Annotated in this window: 15 protein-coding genes; 6 read left to right on the top strand and 9 right to left on the bottom strand. The window is 72.9% G+C overall.

Annotation, left to right across the window (positions count from 1 at the left end):
• Nucleotides 1-4: 4 nt before the first annotated feature.
• On the bottom strand, nucleotides 5-1,255 hold the full coding sequence (locus ACFV4N_RS14075; RefSeq protein WP_499672908.1) for a thioester domain-containing protein: 1,251 nt from the start codon (nucleotides 1,253-1,255) through the stop codon (nucleotides 5-7).
• A gap of 392 nt (nucleotides 1,256-1,647) precedes the next feature.
• Entirely contained in the window at nucleotides 1,648-2,859 is a 1,212-nt protein-coding gene (locus ACFV4N_RS14080; protein WP_499672909.1) for a DNA cytosine methyltransferase, read from the bottom strand.
• A gap of 119 nt (nucleotides 2,860-2,978) precedes the next feature.
• Between ACFV4N_RS14080 and ACFV4N_RS14085 the strand changes: the two genes are divergently transcribed.
• A complete protein-coding gene (locus ACFV4N_RS14085) occupies nucleotides 2,979-3,722 on the top strand; it encodes a hypothetical protein (RefSeq protein ID WP_499672910.1) in 744 nt (247 codons plus the stop codon).
• Here the strand turns inward: ACFV4N_RS14085 and ACFV4N_RS14090 are convergent.
• Nucleotides 3,712-5,142, bottom strand: a complete 1,431-nt coding sequence (locus ACFV4N_RS14090; protein ID WP_499672911.1) for a hypothetical protein — start codon at nucleotides 5,140-5,142, stop codon at nucleotides 3,712-3,714. The genes ACFV4N_RS14085 and ACFV4N_RS14090 overlap by 11 nt on opposite strands.
• A gap of 150 nt (nucleotides 5,143-5,292) precedes the next feature.
• Nucleotides 5,293-5,505, bottom strand: a complete 213-nt coding sequence (locus ACFV4N_RS14095; protein ID WP_499672912.1) for a hypothetical protein — start codon at nucleotides 5,503-5,505, stop codon at nucleotides 5,293-5,295.
• A 117-nt stretch (nucleotides 5,506-5,622) separates the two neighbouring features.
• On the opposite strand from ACFV4N_RS14095, the gene ACFV4N_RS14100 reads away from it, so the two are divergent.
• A complete protein-coding gene (locus ACFV4N_RS14100; protein ID WP_499672913.1) occupies nucleotides 5,623-6,483 on the top strand; it encodes an NAD-dependent epimerase/dehydratase family protein in 861 nt (286 codons plus the stop codon).
• Nucleotides 6,484-6,551: 68 nt separating this feature from the next.
• Here ACFV4N_RS14100 and ACFV4N_RS14105 read toward each other — a convergent pair whose 3' ends face one another.
• Nucleotides 6,552-7,439: a ribonuclease Z gene (locus ACFV4N_RS14105; RefSeq protein WP_499672914.1), complete on the bottom strand. Its 888-nt coding sequence runs from the start codon at nucleotides 7,437-7,439 to the stop codon at nucleotides 6,552-6,554.
• A 17-nt stretch (nucleotides 7,440-7,456) separates the two neighbouring features.
• Here ACFV4N_RS14105 and ACFV4N_RS14110 point away from each other — a divergent pair, with 17 nt between their 5' ends.
• Nucleotides 7,457-8,275 (top strand): serine hydrolase domain-containing protein, encoded by an 819-nt coding sequence (locus tag ACFV4N_RS14110; protein ID WP_499672915.1) that lies wholly within the window; start codon nucleotides 7,457-7,459, stop codon nucleotides 8,273-8,275.
• A 34-nt stretch (nucleotides 8,276-8,309) separates the two neighbouring features.
• Here the strand turns inward: ACFV4N_RS14110 and ACFV4N_RS14115 are convergent, their stop codons facing one another.
• The 3 genes from ACFV4N_RS14115 to ACFV4N_RS14125 are packed head-to-tail and all read right to left on the bottom strand — an operon-like array spanning nucleotide 8,310 to nucleotide 9,907.
• A complete protein-coding gene (locus ACFV4N_RS14115) occupies nucleotides 8,310-9,269 on the bottom strand; it encodes an NAD(P)-dependent alcohol dehydrogenase (RefSeq protein WP_499672916.1) in 960 nt (319 codons plus the stop codon).
• Nucleotides 9,266-9,490 carry a helix-turn-helix transcriptional regulator gene (locus ACFV4N_RS14120; RefSeq protein ID WP_499672917.1) on the bottom strand — a complete coding sequence of 75 codons (225 nt, stop codon included), beginning with the start codon at nucleotides 9,488-9,490 and terminating at the stop codon, nucleotides 9,266-9,268. Before ACFV4N_RS14120 ends, ACFV4N_RS14115 begins: the two co-directional genes overlap by 4 nt.
• Nucleotides 9,491-9,907 (bottom strand): hypothetical protein, encoded by a 417-nt coding sequence (locus tag ACFV4N_RS14125; RefSeq protein ID WP_499672918.1) that lies wholly within the window; start codon nucleotides 9,905-9,907, stop codon nucleotides 9,491-9,493.
• 103 nt (nucleotides 9,908-10,010) lie between these two features.
• Here ACFV4N_RS14125 and ACFV4N_RS14130 point away from each other — a divergent pair, with 103 nt between their 5' ends.
• From ACFV4N_RS14130 to ACFV4N_RS14140, 3 genes are all read left to right on the top strand, one after another.
• Nucleotides 10,011-11,153 (top strand): hypothetical protein, encoded by a 1,143-nt coding sequence (locus tag ACFV4N_RS14130; protein WP_499672919.1) that lies wholly within the window; start codon nucleotides 10,011-10,013, stop codon nucleotides 11,151-11,153.
• A 370-nt stretch (nucleotides 11,154-11,523) separates the two neighbouring features.
• Nucleotides 11,524-12,210 (top strand): FHA domain-containing protein, encoded by a 687-nt coding sequence (locus tag ACFV4N_RS14135; RefSeq protein ID WP_499672920.1) that lies wholly within the window; start codon nucleotides 11,524-11,526, stop codon nucleotides 12,208-12,210.
• 216 nt (nucleotides 12,211-12,426) lie between these two features.
• Nucleotides 12,427-14,889 carry a DUF4407 domain-containing protein gene (locus ACFV4N_RS14140; protein ID WP_499672921.1) on the top strand — a complete coding sequence of 821 codons (2,463 nt, stop codon included), beginning with the start codon at nucleotides 12,427-12,429 and terminating at the stop codon, nucleotides 14,887-14,889.
• Between the two features lie 76 nt (nucleotides 14,890-14,965).
• Here ACFV4N_RS14140 and ACFV4N_RS14145 read toward each other — a convergent pair whose 3' ends face one another.
• Nucleotides 14,966-15,331 (bottom strand): hypothetical protein, encoded by a 366-nt coding sequence (locus ACFV4N_RS14145; protein WP_499672922.1) that lies wholly within the window; start codon nucleotides 15,329-15,331, stop codon nucleotides 14,966-14,968.
• Between the last annotated feature and the right edge of the window lie 510 nt (nucleotides 15,332-15,841).

Here is a 15,841-nt window from a genome sequence, read left to right on the forward strand (position 1 = left end):
GTGACTAGGCGGTGCGCTTGCGGCGCACGACCAGCAGGGCCGCCGCGCCGGCGCCCAGCAGGCCGAGGCCGATCAGGAGCGGCACGAAGATCGACGCGCCGGTGCTGGCCAGCTCGTCGGTGTCACCGCCGCCCGCCACGACCGCGCTGGTGGTCGTGGTCGGGGCCGCCGTGGTGGTGGTCGGCGTGGCGGAGGTGGTCTCGGACGGGGTGCTCGGCTGGGTGGTCTCGGCCGGCGCCTCGACCCAGTCGGCCTTCGCCTTGGCCTGGACCTTCACGGGCTCGGACCAGGCGATCACCAGCGACTGGGTCTTGTCGTTCTTGTCGACCGACACGAACAGCCGGCCGCTGCGCAGCTCACCCTCGGCCTCGACGGTGAACTCCACCGAACCGGGCGCGACGCCCTTGTCGACCTGGACCCACACCTCGACGGTCTTGGCGTCGGAGGCGGCGGCGCCGGCGGTCGCGGCGCCGGGCGCGTTGCCCTCCGCGTCCACCAGCTTCACGCCCTCGGGCAGGTTGGCGTTGATCTTCACCTCGTCGGCCGTGGTGGAGATGGTGAACGGGCCGATCCGGTCACCCGCCTCGCCGCTCTGCTGGGCGGGGTCGACGTCCAGCGTGGGCTTCGGCTCGGCCAGGTCCTGGGCGTTGTCGACCAGGTACTTGTAGGACTTGTAGACGAGCTCGTCGACCGTGCCGTCCTTGGTGTCCTCGTCCTCGGCGGTCGAGTCCTGGACCCGCAGGTCGACGCCGTCGCTGAAGTGCCAGATCGCGGCCTGCGCGGCGGTGATCAGGATGCTCCGCTTGGCCTCGCCGACGCCGTAGAGGGCGCGGGCGTCCTCGATGCTGAGCTTCGGGTAGCTGTTCTGGAGGATCCAGTTGATCCGACCCGCGTTCTCCTTGAACTTGGTCTCGGGGTTCGGGTGCTCGCCCCACGGCACCTCTTCGAGCGGCTTGCCGTCGTAGAGCCGCGTGGGCAGCTCGACGCAGTACGCCTTGGCCCGCTCGTTCGAGTCGCCCGTGGTGATCCTGAGGCCGATCAGCTCGGCGTTGAACGGCTGCGTGCCGTCCTGGTCCGGGTTGCCGTCGAGCAGCTGACCCGAGCGCTCCAGCCAGATGCCCATGCCGGGCTCGTCGGGCCGCTCGGGCTCCACCTTCGGCTTCTCGGCGGCGGCGGCCGGCAGGGCCGACATCAGGACGAAGGCGGAGCCGAGGATCGCAGCGCCGAGGCGCTTCAGAGTCGACCGGGATGCCATGTGTCTCCTTGAGGCTCGCGAGGGTAGCCCGTTGGTGTGGTTCAAGGCGGCGGTCTGTCGACAGCGGTGGAACGCCTCCGCGCGGGTTCGACACCGGATCGACAGAATCGGCCGAACCTTATCCGATCCGGCGTCACTCGATCCGGCAAGGCCTCACGTTCCTCCACAAGGGACTTCACCAGCGGAAACACAGGCGGGGACTCCGATGTGGACGGTCCAGTGATCGACACCGCGTCGAGGTCCGGGCGCGGAAGTCCGTTTCGGGACAAGGCGAAACGCCCGTCAGCCCCCTGTGGACAACTCCGGTTTCCGCAGTTCAGCGGCTTGGTCCACAGAAGACACCGCATTCCCCGGAAATCCCCTTCGAGATCACACCGTTGTCAAAAGGTGATCTAGGCGACCAGGGCGGACGGCGCGATCGGCCGGATGTCGCCCACCCGCAGCGACGTCCCGGGCAGGCACAGGTCCTTCGCCGTCGGCGCCTGGCCGGTCAGCATCCACCTCACCAGCGCCGCCAACTGGAACGAGATCAGCGGCGGCACCGCGTCGCCCAGGTGCCGGTAGGCGTTGCCGATCACGGACACGTCGAACCGGAACTTGCGCGGGAACCCCTGGAGCAGCGCCATCTCCCGCACCGTGCACAGCCGGTGCTGCTCGGGGTGCGCGTACCGGCCGTTGCCGACGTGGCCGCACTCGCGCTTGATCGTCCGCGCGGGCTCGTCCCACCACATCCGCCCGTACACGTCGGGGTGCGAGCCCCACTTGCCCTCTTGGATGATCTTGCGCTGCGCCGGGTTCAGCAGCAGCTCCGCCGCCGAGCCCACGAGGTCGCCCCACGAGCCGCCGTCGGCCGGGATGGCCCGCATCCGCTCCAGCGACCGGTCCCGCCGGAACGACGGCGACACGTGCATCGCGTCGTCCGGGTGCGCCTCGCCCGCCTCGACGAACGGCAGCCTGCCGATCGCCCGCCGCACGGTCGTCGCGCCCGGCTTGACCTCCCAGCCGGCCCACACGTCGTCCAGCGTGCGCAGCGGCACGCCCGAGTCCACCGCCACCACCATGGCCCGCTCGCGCAGCTGCGGCAGGCCGAAGCGGGAGAACACGTGCGTCGAGGCGTCCACCTCGTAGCCCAGCTCCAGCAGCTGGTCGGTCAACCCGTCCAGGTGGTGCCGCTGCTTGCCCTTGACCAGCTCGCGCGCGTTCTCCAGCACCATCACCCGCGGCCGGAACTCCGCCACGTACGCCGCGACCCGGCCCACCAGCGAGTTGCGCGGGTCGTCGCGCAGGTGGTTGTTCGGCGAGATCCGGGTGAACCCGGAGCACGGCGGGCACGCCACCAGCACGTCCAGCTCGCCCCGCTCCAGGCCCCACACCTGGCGCAGCACGGCCGGGTCCAGCCGGCCCAGGTCGACCTGGAGCGGGTCGACGCCGATGTTGTCCCGGTAGATCCCGTTGCAGCGCAACGACCCCAACCGGGAGGACGGCTTGCCGATCTGGGCGTCGGCCGCGCCGACGACGGTGAAGTCCCGGTGCGCTTGGAAGCCCAGGCTCATGCCACCGGCACCGGAGAACAGGTCGACGACCTTGAAGTGGGGTCCGCGCACCGCGCGATCGTACGGCCGGCCGGCCGTTCCGCTGACGAGTGATCCCGCCGGTACCGGTTCGCCGAATCGCGTAGCTTGCGCGCATGGAGCTCCCACCTGCATGGCAGAGGCCCGATCCCTTGCGCGGCTTGGAGGACGTGCCCTGGTCGGTCCTCTCCCGCGGGACGGGCGTGGACGACCTGTTGCGCGACGCGGTGCACGACGACCGGTCCGTGCGCGAGGCCGCCTGCGTCGCGCTGTTCGGCCGCCTGCTGGACGAGGACACGGTGTCCGAGGCCAGCGCGCGGGCCGTGCCGTTCCTGGTGGAGCTGGGCGCGAGCTACCGGGTGCCCGCGGACACACGCGATCGGATGATTTTCCTGCTGGCCGCGATGGCGTTGGCGAGCGCGGGCTTCACCGACGACGGCAAGCGCACCCGGCGCCGGTGGAACGCGCTCGGCCGCGAGCTGCCGAGGCAGCCGCCGGACTGGATCACCCAGACCCGGTACGACGTCGCCAAGGGCGCGCCGAAGGTGTTCGAGACGCTGGCGGGCGCCGAGGTGGCGTGCTCGATGGCGCTGGCCATCGCGGTGCCCGAGGCGGTGCCGCCGCACGTGTCCGACGTGGCCGACGCCATCGCCTCCGACGACCACTCGCCGCGGCTGCTGGCGCAGGCCGCCCGGGTGGCGCGCCACCTGGTGGGCGGCGCGCCGACCACGCCCCTGCTGCTGCGCACCACCGCGCAGGGCCACCCCGAGCTGCTGCGCGCGTACCGGGGCAAGCGGTACCCGGTCAACCAGCCGCCCGAGGTGACCCTCCAGCTCATGGGCTACCGGTACGCCTACCTGGCCGCGTACGGCGACCAGGAGTGCGTCACGCCGTGACCGCGCCCAGTTCGACCACCGGGGCGACCAGCTCGTCGTCGTCGACCGGGACGGCGGGTTCCAGGGGGCCCAGCGACGTGCCCCAGTCCTGGTCGGCGAGCGCGAAGGCGGCCACGGTCAGCGCCACCACCGGCCTGCCGCGCGGGAGCTGGTCGGCTTCGAGGTCCAGCTCCAGCCGGGCGCCCAGCGGTGACGGCCGCAGCCGCAGCACGGCGTGCGGCGCCTCCTCCGGGTGGGCCCACCGGCACGACCACTCGGTGAACACGATCGGGCGTTCCACGATCTCGGTCGGGTGAACCGCGCGCACGTTCGCGCCGACCGACCCGTGCCGGTAGTTGTCCGCCGCCGAGACCAGCAGCTCCTCGAACTCGATCGACGACACGCCCAGGTCGTGCCCGGCGACCAGGGCCACCTGCACGAGCGCCAGCGGGAGCTGCGGCAGGGCGTCCTCGAAGCACACCATCGCGCCGCCGTAGCGGGTGTTGATCTCGGTGGGCAGGAAGCCGTCGGCGGTGGCGATGCCGTCCAGGGTGAACGTGCCCCGGTAGTCGACGGTCTCGCGCAGCCGCTCCCCGACCCGGCGGGCCAGGTTGCGCATCTGCTCGCGGATGCGGGCGGGCGGGTCGTAGTACGAGGCGCAGCCCGCGTACAGGAACCGGGCCTGGCCGGCGCGGCGAGGCACGACCATCTCGATCGGCCGCAGCACCGCCGTGCCGTCCGGGAACACGATCCCGTGCACGCTCACCGGGATGCCCTCCAGGAACGGCATCACCCGGATGAACTCGCACTTGGCCGCGAGCACGTCGAACGCCTCGCGCGCCTCGGCCCGGTCGCGGACCCGGCGCACGAAGTTCGCGCCGCCGTTGATCGCCGGTCCGTCGCCGGACCACACCGCGCCCGCGCCCTTGTCGAGGCGCAGGCTCGCCTCCCACAGGGCGTCGAAGTCCAGGCCCAGCACGACGGCGGGCGCGCGGGGCGCGGACAGCTCGTCCCACAGGGCGTCGATCGTGGTCTTGTTCTCCAGCTCCACCCACTCGGGGCGGCGGGCGTTGAGCACGGGCCGGCCCGCGAACTCCGGGACGTGCGCGTACGGCGTGCTGATCACCAGGGCCTCGCCGCGCGGGTCGAAGTCGGACAGCACCTCGCCGACCTCGCGGTTGGGCGAGGTCAACAGCCTGGTGAGCCGGTTCTGCTCGGTCGCGACGAAGCCGCCGCCGATGCCCAGCGGCACCCAGCGGGCGATCTCCGAGTCGTGCAGGGGAGCGTGGTCGTCCGTCGACAGCACGAGCGTGCGGCGGGCGCCGAGCTGGTGGAGCTCGCCCACGCGATTACTCAGCCGGGTGCCGCCCGCGAGCACGACCAGCCGGTCGCCGAAAAGGGTGCACAGGCGCGCTTGAAGCGCGTGGAAGACGTGATCCATCGCCGAGAACTCGCTTTATGAGAAGCAGACGAGACAGCCGGCGAGCGCCGGGTGCCACGCACTGTAGAGGCAGGCGATGGACACGGCCCAGCACGGTCGGGCAACGACCGGATGAAAGTTGCCGATGGGCTCAGCGCCGAGCGCGCGAGATCATCGAGCGGCTTCGCGAAGTACCTGGTCAACCCGGTTGAGGAAGGCCCTGGCGCCCTTGGGGCCGGGGAAGGGCAGGGTGAGGCCGAGCAGCGTGTCGTCCACCGACGGTGGCGCGGCGGCCACGATCGCCGCCGCCGTCTCCAGGAACCGCTGCCGCTTGGCCTCGTGCGCGGCGTGCTCCGCGAGCACCACCTCGATGCTCGGGCGCATGTCTGGGTACGGGTAACTCACTCGGGTTGTATCGGTCCCGCCGGTCCACACCTTTAGGGCCAATTTTTCCCAGATCACCCGATCATCCGCCGACCCGGCCGTGCTGGGATGTCGGCCATGCGCGTGCTGGTCAGCGGTGCCTCGGGGTACGTCGGTCGGGTGGTCGTCGCCGAACTGGCGACCGCCGGTCACACCCCGATCCCCCTGGTGGGTGATGTCCGGCTGCTCCCGACGCTCCCCGGGGCGGACGCCCTGGTGCACCTGGCGGGGCTCGGGCGGGTGCGCGAGTCGTTCGAGGACCCGGTGCGGTACTACGACGTGAACGTGGGCGGCACGGTGAACCTGCTGCGGTCCGCGCCGCCCCGGTTCGTGCTGGCGTCCACCGCCGGGGTGTACGGCGCGGCGACCGGCGGCCCAATCGCCGAGGAGGCGCCGCGGGCTCCGGCCAACCCGTACGCGGCGTCGAAGGCCGCCGCCGAGGACGCGGTCGGGTGGGCCGCGCGGGCGGGCCTGGTGTCGGCGGTGGCGCTGCGCCTGTTCAACGTGGCGGGCGGCGGGGACCGGGACGACACGCGGCTGGTCACGAGGGCGTGCGGGGCGGCGTCCGGGCGGCTGCCCGCGGTGGAGGTGTTCGGCGACGGGTCGGCGGTGCGGGACTTCGTGCACGTGCGGGACGTGGCGCGGGCGTTCGTCGCCGCGGTCGAGCGGCCCTTGACGGGGTACGAGGTGCTCAACGTGGGCGCGACGCCCGCGTCCGTGGCCGACGTGCTGGCCTCGGTGGGGCGGGTGGCCGGCCGGGAGGCGCCGGTGGTGCGGCGGCCCGCGCACGGCGGCGAGGTGCGCGAGCTGCGCGCGGACACCACCCGGCTGCGCGCCCTGGGCTGGGCGCCGCGGCACTCCGACCTGGACGACGTGGTGCGCGACCAGTGGGCCGCCGAGGGGGCGCGCGCCGGGGAGGCCCGGCCTCCGGGTACCTAGGCCCGGTGCCTGCCCCGGCCCAGGTGCCTAAGCCCGGCCCCAGGTAACCAAGCCCGGCCTCGGGTCCCCTAGGCCCGGCGCCTGGGCACCGGCACCCGGTCCAGGTCGGCGGCCACCACCAGTTCGCCGTCGAACACCTCGGCCGCCTCGGCGCGGAACGCCTCCGGGTCCGCGTAGCGCTGCGAGAAGTGCGTGAGCACGAGCTTGCGCACCCCGCTCTCGGCGGCGACCCGCGCGGCCTGGCGGGCGGTCAGGTGGCCGTGCTCGGCGGCCAGCCGCTCGTCGGCGTGCAGGAAGGTCGACTCGATCACCAGCAGGTCCGCGCCCTCGGCCAGCTCGTAGGCGCCGTCGCACAACCGGGTGTCCATGACGAAGGCGAACCGCTGGCCCCGGCGCGGCACGCTGACCTCGTCCAGCAGCGGCGGGCGCAGGTCGCGGACCGCCGGGCCGCGGATGCCGCGGGCCTCCAGCAGCTCCGGGACCATGGTGCGGCCGTCCGGCTCGACCAGGCGGTAGCCGTAGGTGGGCACCGGGTGGTCCAGGCGGCGGGCCTCGAGCACGCCGAACGCGCCCTCGGCGATCACGCCCGGCCCGGTGACCGGGTGCTCGCGGACGTCCGCCACGTCGTGGAAGGACGTGGCGTGCCGGAGCCGGTCGAAGAAGTGGGCGCCCTCGGCCGGGAAGTGGGCGTGCACGGGGTGCGGCACCCGGTCGAGGGACAGGCGCTGCACGACCCCGGCCACGCCGAGGCAGTGGTCGCCGTGGAAGTGCGTGACGAACAGCCGGGTGACGGCGCTCGCCGGGACGCCCGCGAGCAGCATCTGGCGCTGCGTCCCGTCCCCCGGGTCGAACAGGAAGCCCTCGGCGTCCCAGCGCAGCAGGTAGCCGTTGTGGTTGCGGGTGCGGGTGGGCACCTGGCTGGCGGTGCCCAGGACGACGAGCTCTCGGGGTGACACGTGGCAGAGTCTGCGGCATGGAGAGCTTGCGGGTGGTGTCGTCCTGGCCGGTGGGGACCGCGGCGGCGGCCGTGGTGCGCGCGGACGGCGAGGTGCTCGGCGCGCACGGCCCGGTCGACCACCGGTTCCCCCTGGCGTCGGTGACCAAGTTGCTGACCGCGTACGCGGTGCTGGTGGCGGTGGAGGAGGGCGCGGTCGAGTGGGACACCCCGGCCGGGCCGGCGACGATCAGGCACCTGGTCGCGCACGCGTCCGGGCTGGCGTTCGACTCCGACGACGTGCAGGCCGCGCCCGGGAGGAGGCGGATCTACTCCAACACCGGGTTCGAGGTGCTGGCGCGCTCGGTGGAGGAGGCGGCGGAGATCCCGTTCGGGGAGTACCTGCGCCAGGCGGTGTTCGAGCCGCTGGGCATGACCTCGTCCTCTTTGGACGGCTCGCCGGCCGCGGGCGCCACGTCCACGGTGTCGGACCTGGTGCGGTTCGCGGCGGAGGTGCAGTCACCCGCGCTGGTGTCGGCCGGGCTGGTGGCGGAGGCGACCTCGGTGGTGTTCCCGGGGCTGCGCGGCGTGCTGCCCGGCTACGGGTCGCAGGAGCACAACGACTGGGGCCTGGGGTTCGAGATCAAGGCGGACAAGTCGCCGCACTGGACGGGCGCGTCCAGCTCGCCGCGCACGTTCGGGCACTTCGGGCAGAGCGGGACGTTCCTGTGGGTCGACCCGGACGCGGGCGTCGCCTGCGTGGCGCTGACCGACCGGAACTTCGGCGAGTGGTCGGTGCGGGCGTGGCCGCCGTTCACCGACGGGGTGCTGGCGGAGCTGGGCCGGGACGGGCGCTGAGCCCCCGGCCGCGGCCGGCCGGGGGGCGGTGTTGTCAGGGCGTCACGACGGCGTGCCCGCGCACCCGGCCGCGCCGCACGTCCTCGACCGCCTTCGCGACGTCGGCGAGGGGGTAGGTCCGGTCCAGCACGGGGGTGAGCCGCCCGGCCTCGATCAGCTCGCGCAGGAACACCAGGTCCTCGTGCCGGTCCCGGTGCACCAGCGGTCTCGCCCTGAAACCCAGGAAGGGCGCGACCACCAGGGCGCGCAGCCGGCGGTCGACGCCCATGAACCAGCGCCCGCCCGTGCCGCCGACGAACACCACCGGGCCGCCCCGGCGGACCAGCCGCCGGCAGGTGCGCAGCGACGGGTTGCCGTAGAGGTCGACCAGCACGTCGAACCCGCCGGGCGGCTCGCCGGTCGCGTAGTCGTGCACGTGGTCCGCGCCCAGCTCCCGGGCCAGGTCCGCCTTGGCCGCGCCGCACACCGCCGTGACCTCGGCGCCGAACGCCTTGGCCAGCTGCACCGCGTACGTGCCGACGCTGCCGGTGGCGCCGTGGACCAGCACCTTCGCGCCGGGCCCGACCCGGCCCAGGTCGCGCACGGCCTGGAGCGCGGTGAACCCCGAGATCGGCACCGCCGCGGCCTGCTCGACCGTCAGGTTGGCGGGCTTGCGGGCCAACTGGCCGGCGGGCACCGCGGCGTACTCCTGGAACGCCCCGGAGCACCAGCCGAACACCTCGTCCCCGACCGCGAGCGAGTCGACGCCGGGCCCGACCTCCTCCACCACGCCCGCCAGCTCCAGCCCCGGCACGCGGTTGCGCGGCCGGCGCCACCCGGTGATCGGCCGGGCGAGGTAGGGCAGCCCGCGCAGCAGGTGCCAGTCGCCGCCGACGACGGGCGCGGCGCGCACGCGCACCAGCACCTCGCCGGCCGCCGGCACGGGCCGGTCCAGGTCGACCAGCCGCAACACCTCGTCGGGATCTCCGTAGCGGTCCTGCACGATCGCCTTCACGAGTCCTCCTCGGGGTACTGGAAGACGTCGCCGAGCGGCACCCCGAACACCCCGGCGATGCGGAAGGCCGTCTCCAGCGAGGGCGAGTACCGGCCCTGCTCGATGGCGATGATCGTCTGCCGGGTGACGTCCACCCGGCGGGCCAGTTCGGCCTGCGTCATCTCGCCGTGCGCGAAGCGCAGCGCCCGGATCGAGTTGGTGATCCTGGTCGGCTTGCCCACTCAGAACCCCCGCCGGTAGGCCACGAGCTTCGCCGCGGAGCCGACCACGGCCCCGATCGCGAACGCGGCGTAGATGGCGTTGGCGATCCAGAAGTGGGGCGCCTCGGCCAGCGCGAGCGCGAGCGGGCCGACCATGCCCACGCCCAGCACCCCGGCGGCCACCCGCTCGCCGCGCCGGTCGATGTCGCGGTCGCGCTCGTCGGCCCGGTGGTCGTCGCTGGGCCGGGCCGCCTCCACGCCGATCCGGACCACGACCGAGAGCACGATCGACGCCCCGATCGCCCACAGCATCGGCGCGGCGTACGGGGTCGCGGCCAGGTCGTTCCTCGCCCGCGACGCCATCACCACCAGGTACCCGAGGTAGGTCGCGACCGTGACCACCAGGTACACCCAGGTGCCCTTCTCCTCGTACGTCACCGGCCACCCCTCGTGTAAAACGAATTTGACATCACCAGTGTCAGGTGGGCTTGACCTCGTGTCAAGAAGTTTTGACATGGTCGGCCACCCCTAGACTGCGCGGGTGAGTTGGGTGACCGTGCGCCAGTTCCGCTGGACGACCCGGACCGGCGTGGACGACTACCCGCGCGTCGAGGAGGTCCACCCGCTCAGCGGGCGCAAGCGGCTGCCGGTGAACGTGGCCGAGGTGATCCACGTCAACGCCCTGGCGCCGGCCGGCGCGACCGGGGTCCGGTACGGCGTGCGGCTCGACGAGCTGCGGCTGCTGGCGAACTACCTGAGCGTGTCGCCGGGCCGCCCCGTCAGGCTGCGCCAGGACGACTTCCGGTCCAGCTCGCTGCACGTCCGGCGGTTCGTCAGCGAGTCGTTCGGCCTGGGGATGCTCACCGCCGCGGTCCAGGCCGCCTACGAGTGGACCGCCGGCGTCGACGCCCTGAGCAGCTTCGACGCGCTGCCCATGACGCTCGCCGCGTCGTTCACCAAGCGAGGGGTCCGACCGGACCTGCTGTTCCAGGCGCCGGGCCTGCTGCTGGCCGGGGAGGCCAGGGGTCGGTCGGGCAAGCCGCCCCGGTCGACGAGACTGCCGCGCGAGCGCTTGGACCAGCTGCTGCCGTGGGCGCACGTGCACCGCCACCCGCTGGTCATGACCTGGGCCTACCTGGACGGCAACGGCGTGGTCGTCGACTTCTTCGCCCCGGCGGACGGCGTCGACTGGCTGACCGAGGCCGTCGGCGCCCCGGACCCGGCGGACCACGCGACCTCGGCGCTCCAACTGCCCCCCACGGAGCAGGTGCCGCTGGAGGAGGTCGCGGACCTGCCCGTGCTCAAGCCCCGCCCACGCCCGGACCAGCAGTCGCCGTTCAGCCTGTTCGAAGTGGGTTACGGCGCGCTGCGGGCGGTCGAGGACCAGTTGGCCGAGACCGCGCCCCCGGCGCCGGTGCGCCTGGCGGGACGTCCCACCCGGGGCCGGTGGGCGCCGGTGGACCCGGTCACCGGGGCCCGGGGCTCGGTGCTGCTGGCGCTGCTGGACCGACCGATGCCGTCGGCCGAGGCGACGGCGCTCGCCCGCCGCTGGCGGGAACGGCACCGGCGCGCCGGGACGGACGGCTTGGCCGCGGGCGACCTGGCGGTGGCGGTCCACGGCCGCACCGTGGTGGCCCTCGCCCCCTCCCGGAACGGCCAGCCCTGGGACATGCTCGCCGAGTGACCTGTCGCGGGTCCCGCCCCGCGCAGGGCCCGAGGTCGTCGCCGAACCGCGGTTCGCTTTCAACGCAAAGTCATTGGCCCACCACTGACGGATATACGTGAGCTTCAGTCACCGGTGTGCCGCCAATAGATTTCCGACAAATTTTTTCCCCTCTCTTGAAACGCGTTACGCGGACCCGTCGATACAGACGCGTACGGAAACGAACGACTTCCACCGCCGACCCGGCGGGCACATCCGCGCGCCCGGATGACCCCGGCAGGTCAATCCGCTTGAAACGAGTGTGATGCGCATGCTCACCACGCTCTTCCTGCTCATCACCGCCGGGATTGCGATCGGGTTGTTCAGGCTCCACCGGAACGGACGCCTGGACTTGACCGGACTGCGATTCCCCTGGAATCCACGACTGGGCCGGAGACGGGTTTTCGAGATCGACGAGGAGTACGGGCACCAGCGCCGGATCATGCTGCACCGGGTGGCCGCGCAGGCGGCACGCCTGCCCGCGCCACCCGACGGCCGACCGCTGTTCATCACCATCCGCACCCACCCCGCGGACGCCGAGCTGCTCGGCCGCGACCTCATCGACGACGAGTTCGAGGTCAACCTGGAGCTGTCGGAAACGGGCTCGGACATCCGGGTGCGCATCCACGAGTACCTGCGGGTGGATGCGATCCCGCGCACCCGCGTGCACGTCAGCCAGGACGAGCGGGCCGCCGCCGCGCCGGCGACCCGGACCCTGGTGGGGAGGTCGGCGGCCACCGGCGCGCGCACCGCGCGACTCGTCCTCGTCGGGCAGACGGGGACGTCCCTGGAGCTGCCCGCTTCGGGCGGGGTGATCGGCCGCGACGCGACGTCCTGCCAGGTCGTGGTCGACCTGCCCACCGTCTCCCGGCAGCACGCCCGCATCCGGCCCTGCACCGACGGCTTCGAGGTCGAGGACCTCCGCAGCGCCAACGGGGTCACCATCAACTCCGAGACCACGACGCGCGGCGTCCTCCAGCACGGCGACGTCCTCGGGCTCGGCCGCGCCGTCAGGCTGCGGCTGGAGATCCGTGCCTAGGAGCACGGCGCCGGCCACCCCGCCCTTCCCCTGGCGTCCGCGCCGGAACCGGGAGGACCGGCCGGCGCGGCCCCGACCCGACGCCCCCCGCAGTCCCCGGTGACCGGGTCACCGAACCCCGACCGCCCGCCGTCGCCGGCCGCGGGGTCCCGGAGCACCCGAAGGGCTCACCCCACCCACGAGACGCCGCACCCCCGGCGAGCTGAGCGAGGCACCATGCAGAGAACCGCCCCCGTTCCCGACAGCCCCCTGGACACGAGACGCCCCCGCTGGCCGCTGCTGCCCCTCTGGTGGTTGGGCAACGGCTTCACGTGGCTCGGCGGGGCCTCGTGGCGCGCCGTGGCCGGGAGGCACGAACGCTCGTCCTACCAGTTGTCCGGTTTCTTCGTGCTGCTGAACGGCCTGGTGGCCTGGGCGCTGATCAGCCTGGCCGCGGTCGGCCTGGAGGTCGTGCCGGCCTTCACTGACGCGCTGCCCGTGACGTTCCCGTGGGGCCTGTTCGTGCTGGCGTTCGACCGGGCCATCGCGGCGAAGGTGGTCGACCCCGACGAGAACGCGTGGCGCAGCAGGTCCAGCTACTTCTTCCGCGCCCTGTGCGCGGTCGTCATCGGGTTCGTCGTCGCCGAGCTGGGTGCGCTGGCGATCTTCCGCGAGGACGTCGAGCGCACCATGAACGACACGATCTCCCGGCAGGTCGACCAGTCGCGCCGGCTGATCGTCGGCGAGGACGGCCGGCCCAGCGAGCGGCAGACCAAGCTGCTGGCGCTGGAGGAGCAGCTCACCGCCCTGGGCAACGCGAGGACGACGACGCAGCAGGACTTCGAGGCCGCGCGGCGGCACGCCGCCTGCGAGCGCGACCCCCGCGGCTGCGACGACCTGCGGGCCGAGGGCAAGATCACCGGTGTTCCGGGCGAGGGCGACAAGACGCGGCTGCTCGACACCGCCGCGGAAGCCGCCGGGACCGCGCGGGACCGCGCGGCCGGGGAGTACGACGCCCGGGCGCCCGAGCTGCAGCGGCAGATCCGGGACCTGCGCGCCGAGATGGACGAGGACCTGCGGACCGCCCAGGGGATCGCGGAAGCCGGTGACGGCGTGCCCGCCCGGTGGCGGGCCATGTACGACTTCACCGCGAACGACCCGACCGGGTTCTGGATGCACGTCATGCTGATCGCGTTCGGCGTGCTGCTGGACCTCATCCCGCTGCTGGTCAAGCTCTGGCGCGGGCGCACCGGCTACGACGCGACCGTGGTGGCGCACCGGAAGCGGCGCGAACTCGAGGTCTCCGTCGCCGTCTCCCGGCACGAGGAGGGCCTGCGCCGGTCCTGGAACCGCGAGCGGATCGACGACGAGCTGGAGGTGGACCTGGCGGGGCTGCGCGCCACCACGAAGCGCCGGATCGAGGTGGAACGCGAGCGGATCAGGTACGAGGTTGCCGTCGAGGCCATGCGCGAGGAGCCGGACCGGCTGGTCCTCGCCCCCTCGTTCACGGCGCCCGCGGAGCCGGAACCGGACCTCGTGCGACTGCCCGAGGGGTGGACCGAGGAGGACCGGGCCCTGGTGAGCCACGTGTTCGGAGGTCTGTACCGGGCCGTCGAGCCGCTGGGCGGTGCCGATCCCGGCGCGTTCGGCCGGATGCTGCGCGGGCGGCACGAGAAGAACGGGCAGGACGTGGTCATCAAGGCGGTCCGGGACACCGGCGGCCGGGACGGGACGCGCAGCCCGCTCGGCGAGATGTGGCAGCGCGAGGTCGACGCCGCGCGCAAGCTGTCGCACTTCAACATCGGCCAGGTCATCGCGTCCGGCCTGGACAAGGGGTACCTGTGGACGGCCTCGCCGCTCTACCAGCCCGGCAGCCTGGTGCGGTGGATCGAGAGCACGGCGGACCAGCACCCGAGTGCGTACACGCTCCAGCACAGCATCGACTACGTGAAGCAGCTGGTGGACGCGCTCACCTACGCGCACGAGAACAACGTGACGCACGGCGACATCAAGCCCACCAACGCCGTGCTGCACGGACCGACGCTGAAGCTGGTGGACTGGGGGTTCGCGCGCGTCTCGATCCGGCTGGAGCAGGAGGCGGCCACCGCCCTCGCGGGCGGCACCCCGCTCTACACCGCACCGGAGGCGCTGCTGGGCGGTGAATTCGACGCCGAGCTGGCCGACCTCTACTCGGTGGGCGCCACCTGGTACTTCCTCCTCACCGGCAAGCCCCCGTACCAGGAGGCGGACCTGCGGGGCACAGCGCGCGAGATCGCGTGGCAGCTCCAGCGACGCGAGGTGCGGTGCCGCCCGTTGCAGGAGTTCCTGCCCGACCTGCCGAAGGTGGTGCTGGACCTGGTGCACGAGCTGGTCTCGGTGTACCCGCGCACCCGGATCGGCACCGGTGGCGGCGACCGGCCGGCCGCGCACCTGCAACGCGCGATGACGGCGTTGATCATGGACCCCGACGTGCACGCGAAGGGCGGCCTGCCCGTGGGTCCCGCAGCCGTGGGCCGCAGGAAGCACGGTGCCCGCACGACCCGCTTGGAGACCACCTCGGGCACGGCCGTGCCCGCGACGAGGGCAGACGCCGTTCCGCTCACCCGGATGACGATCCTCGACGTGCCCCTGGCCACCTCGGTGGAGGCGCCCGTGACCAACGGGGCCGTCCCGTCCACCCTGCTGGAGGACGGGAGCTGATCGCCGGGCGGTCCGGCCCGCGGGTCCCGGCTGAACCGGCCGCGACCCGCGGGCCCGTCGGGCTCTTCGCCCGGGGTCAGCGGGCCGGCGAATCCGCGCACCGCGCGTCGGAGGGCAGCCCGGCGTACTCGTCCCCGACGAAGTAGACGGCGCTGGACCACAGGTCCGGACCGTTCTCGTCGGCGTCGTCGACCTGCAACCAGACGTCGTTGGTGATGCCGGCGTCCGTGACCGACTCACCGCGTACCCAGCACTCGACCTTCCGCTGCTGACCCGCGACCAGCGAACCCGCCTTCCCGCACGCCGTCGAGGGACAGGTCCGGATGTTGACGTCGTGCCACGCCGTCACGGTGTAGAGCGCGCCGGCCGATGCCGCGCCACCGCCGACGAGCAACCCGGCCGCGGCCAACGCCACGACGGTGGCGGGTTTGACGATCCCCATGTGTCCTCCTGGTGCTCGGATTGATCACCGGGAAGACGCCGCAGGGGATCCCCGGCGTTGCGTCGCCCGACGACACCGGTCCGGACCACGACCGGTGCGGTCTTGTGCGTCCACGCCGGAACAACGGCTGCAGCCGCAGACACGGCCACGACCGTCGTCCCCTCTCTTGAGGTCCGTTGCACAACACCCGGCGCATTGCGGCAACCATGCTTCTCGGTCCTGAACGTGCCGTTGCGTGCGATTGCCGAGGCGGACGACCTGGACGGCACGTTCACCGGGGTTGCGGGCTGACGCTCTGCCCTTGGAGGGGCGGAGTGGGCTTGCCCGCATCGTGAACCCGCTTGATCCGAAACGGGCACGAGTGAGACCGGTTCGAAACCCGGAAGGGCGGGGGCCCCAGGCACCCGCCGTGCCACGGTCGCGCGCGGCCGGCGTCGAACCAGCCACCAAATGTTAGCTAGTGAGATGGGGTATACGGGGTGGTGACGTCGCCACGGGGAGGGGGTGTCA

Source organism: Actinosynnema sp. NPDC059797 (assembly GCF_042732085.1).
GTDB lineage: Bacteria > Actinomycetota > Actinomycetes > Mycobacteriales > Pseudonocardiaceae > Actinosynnema.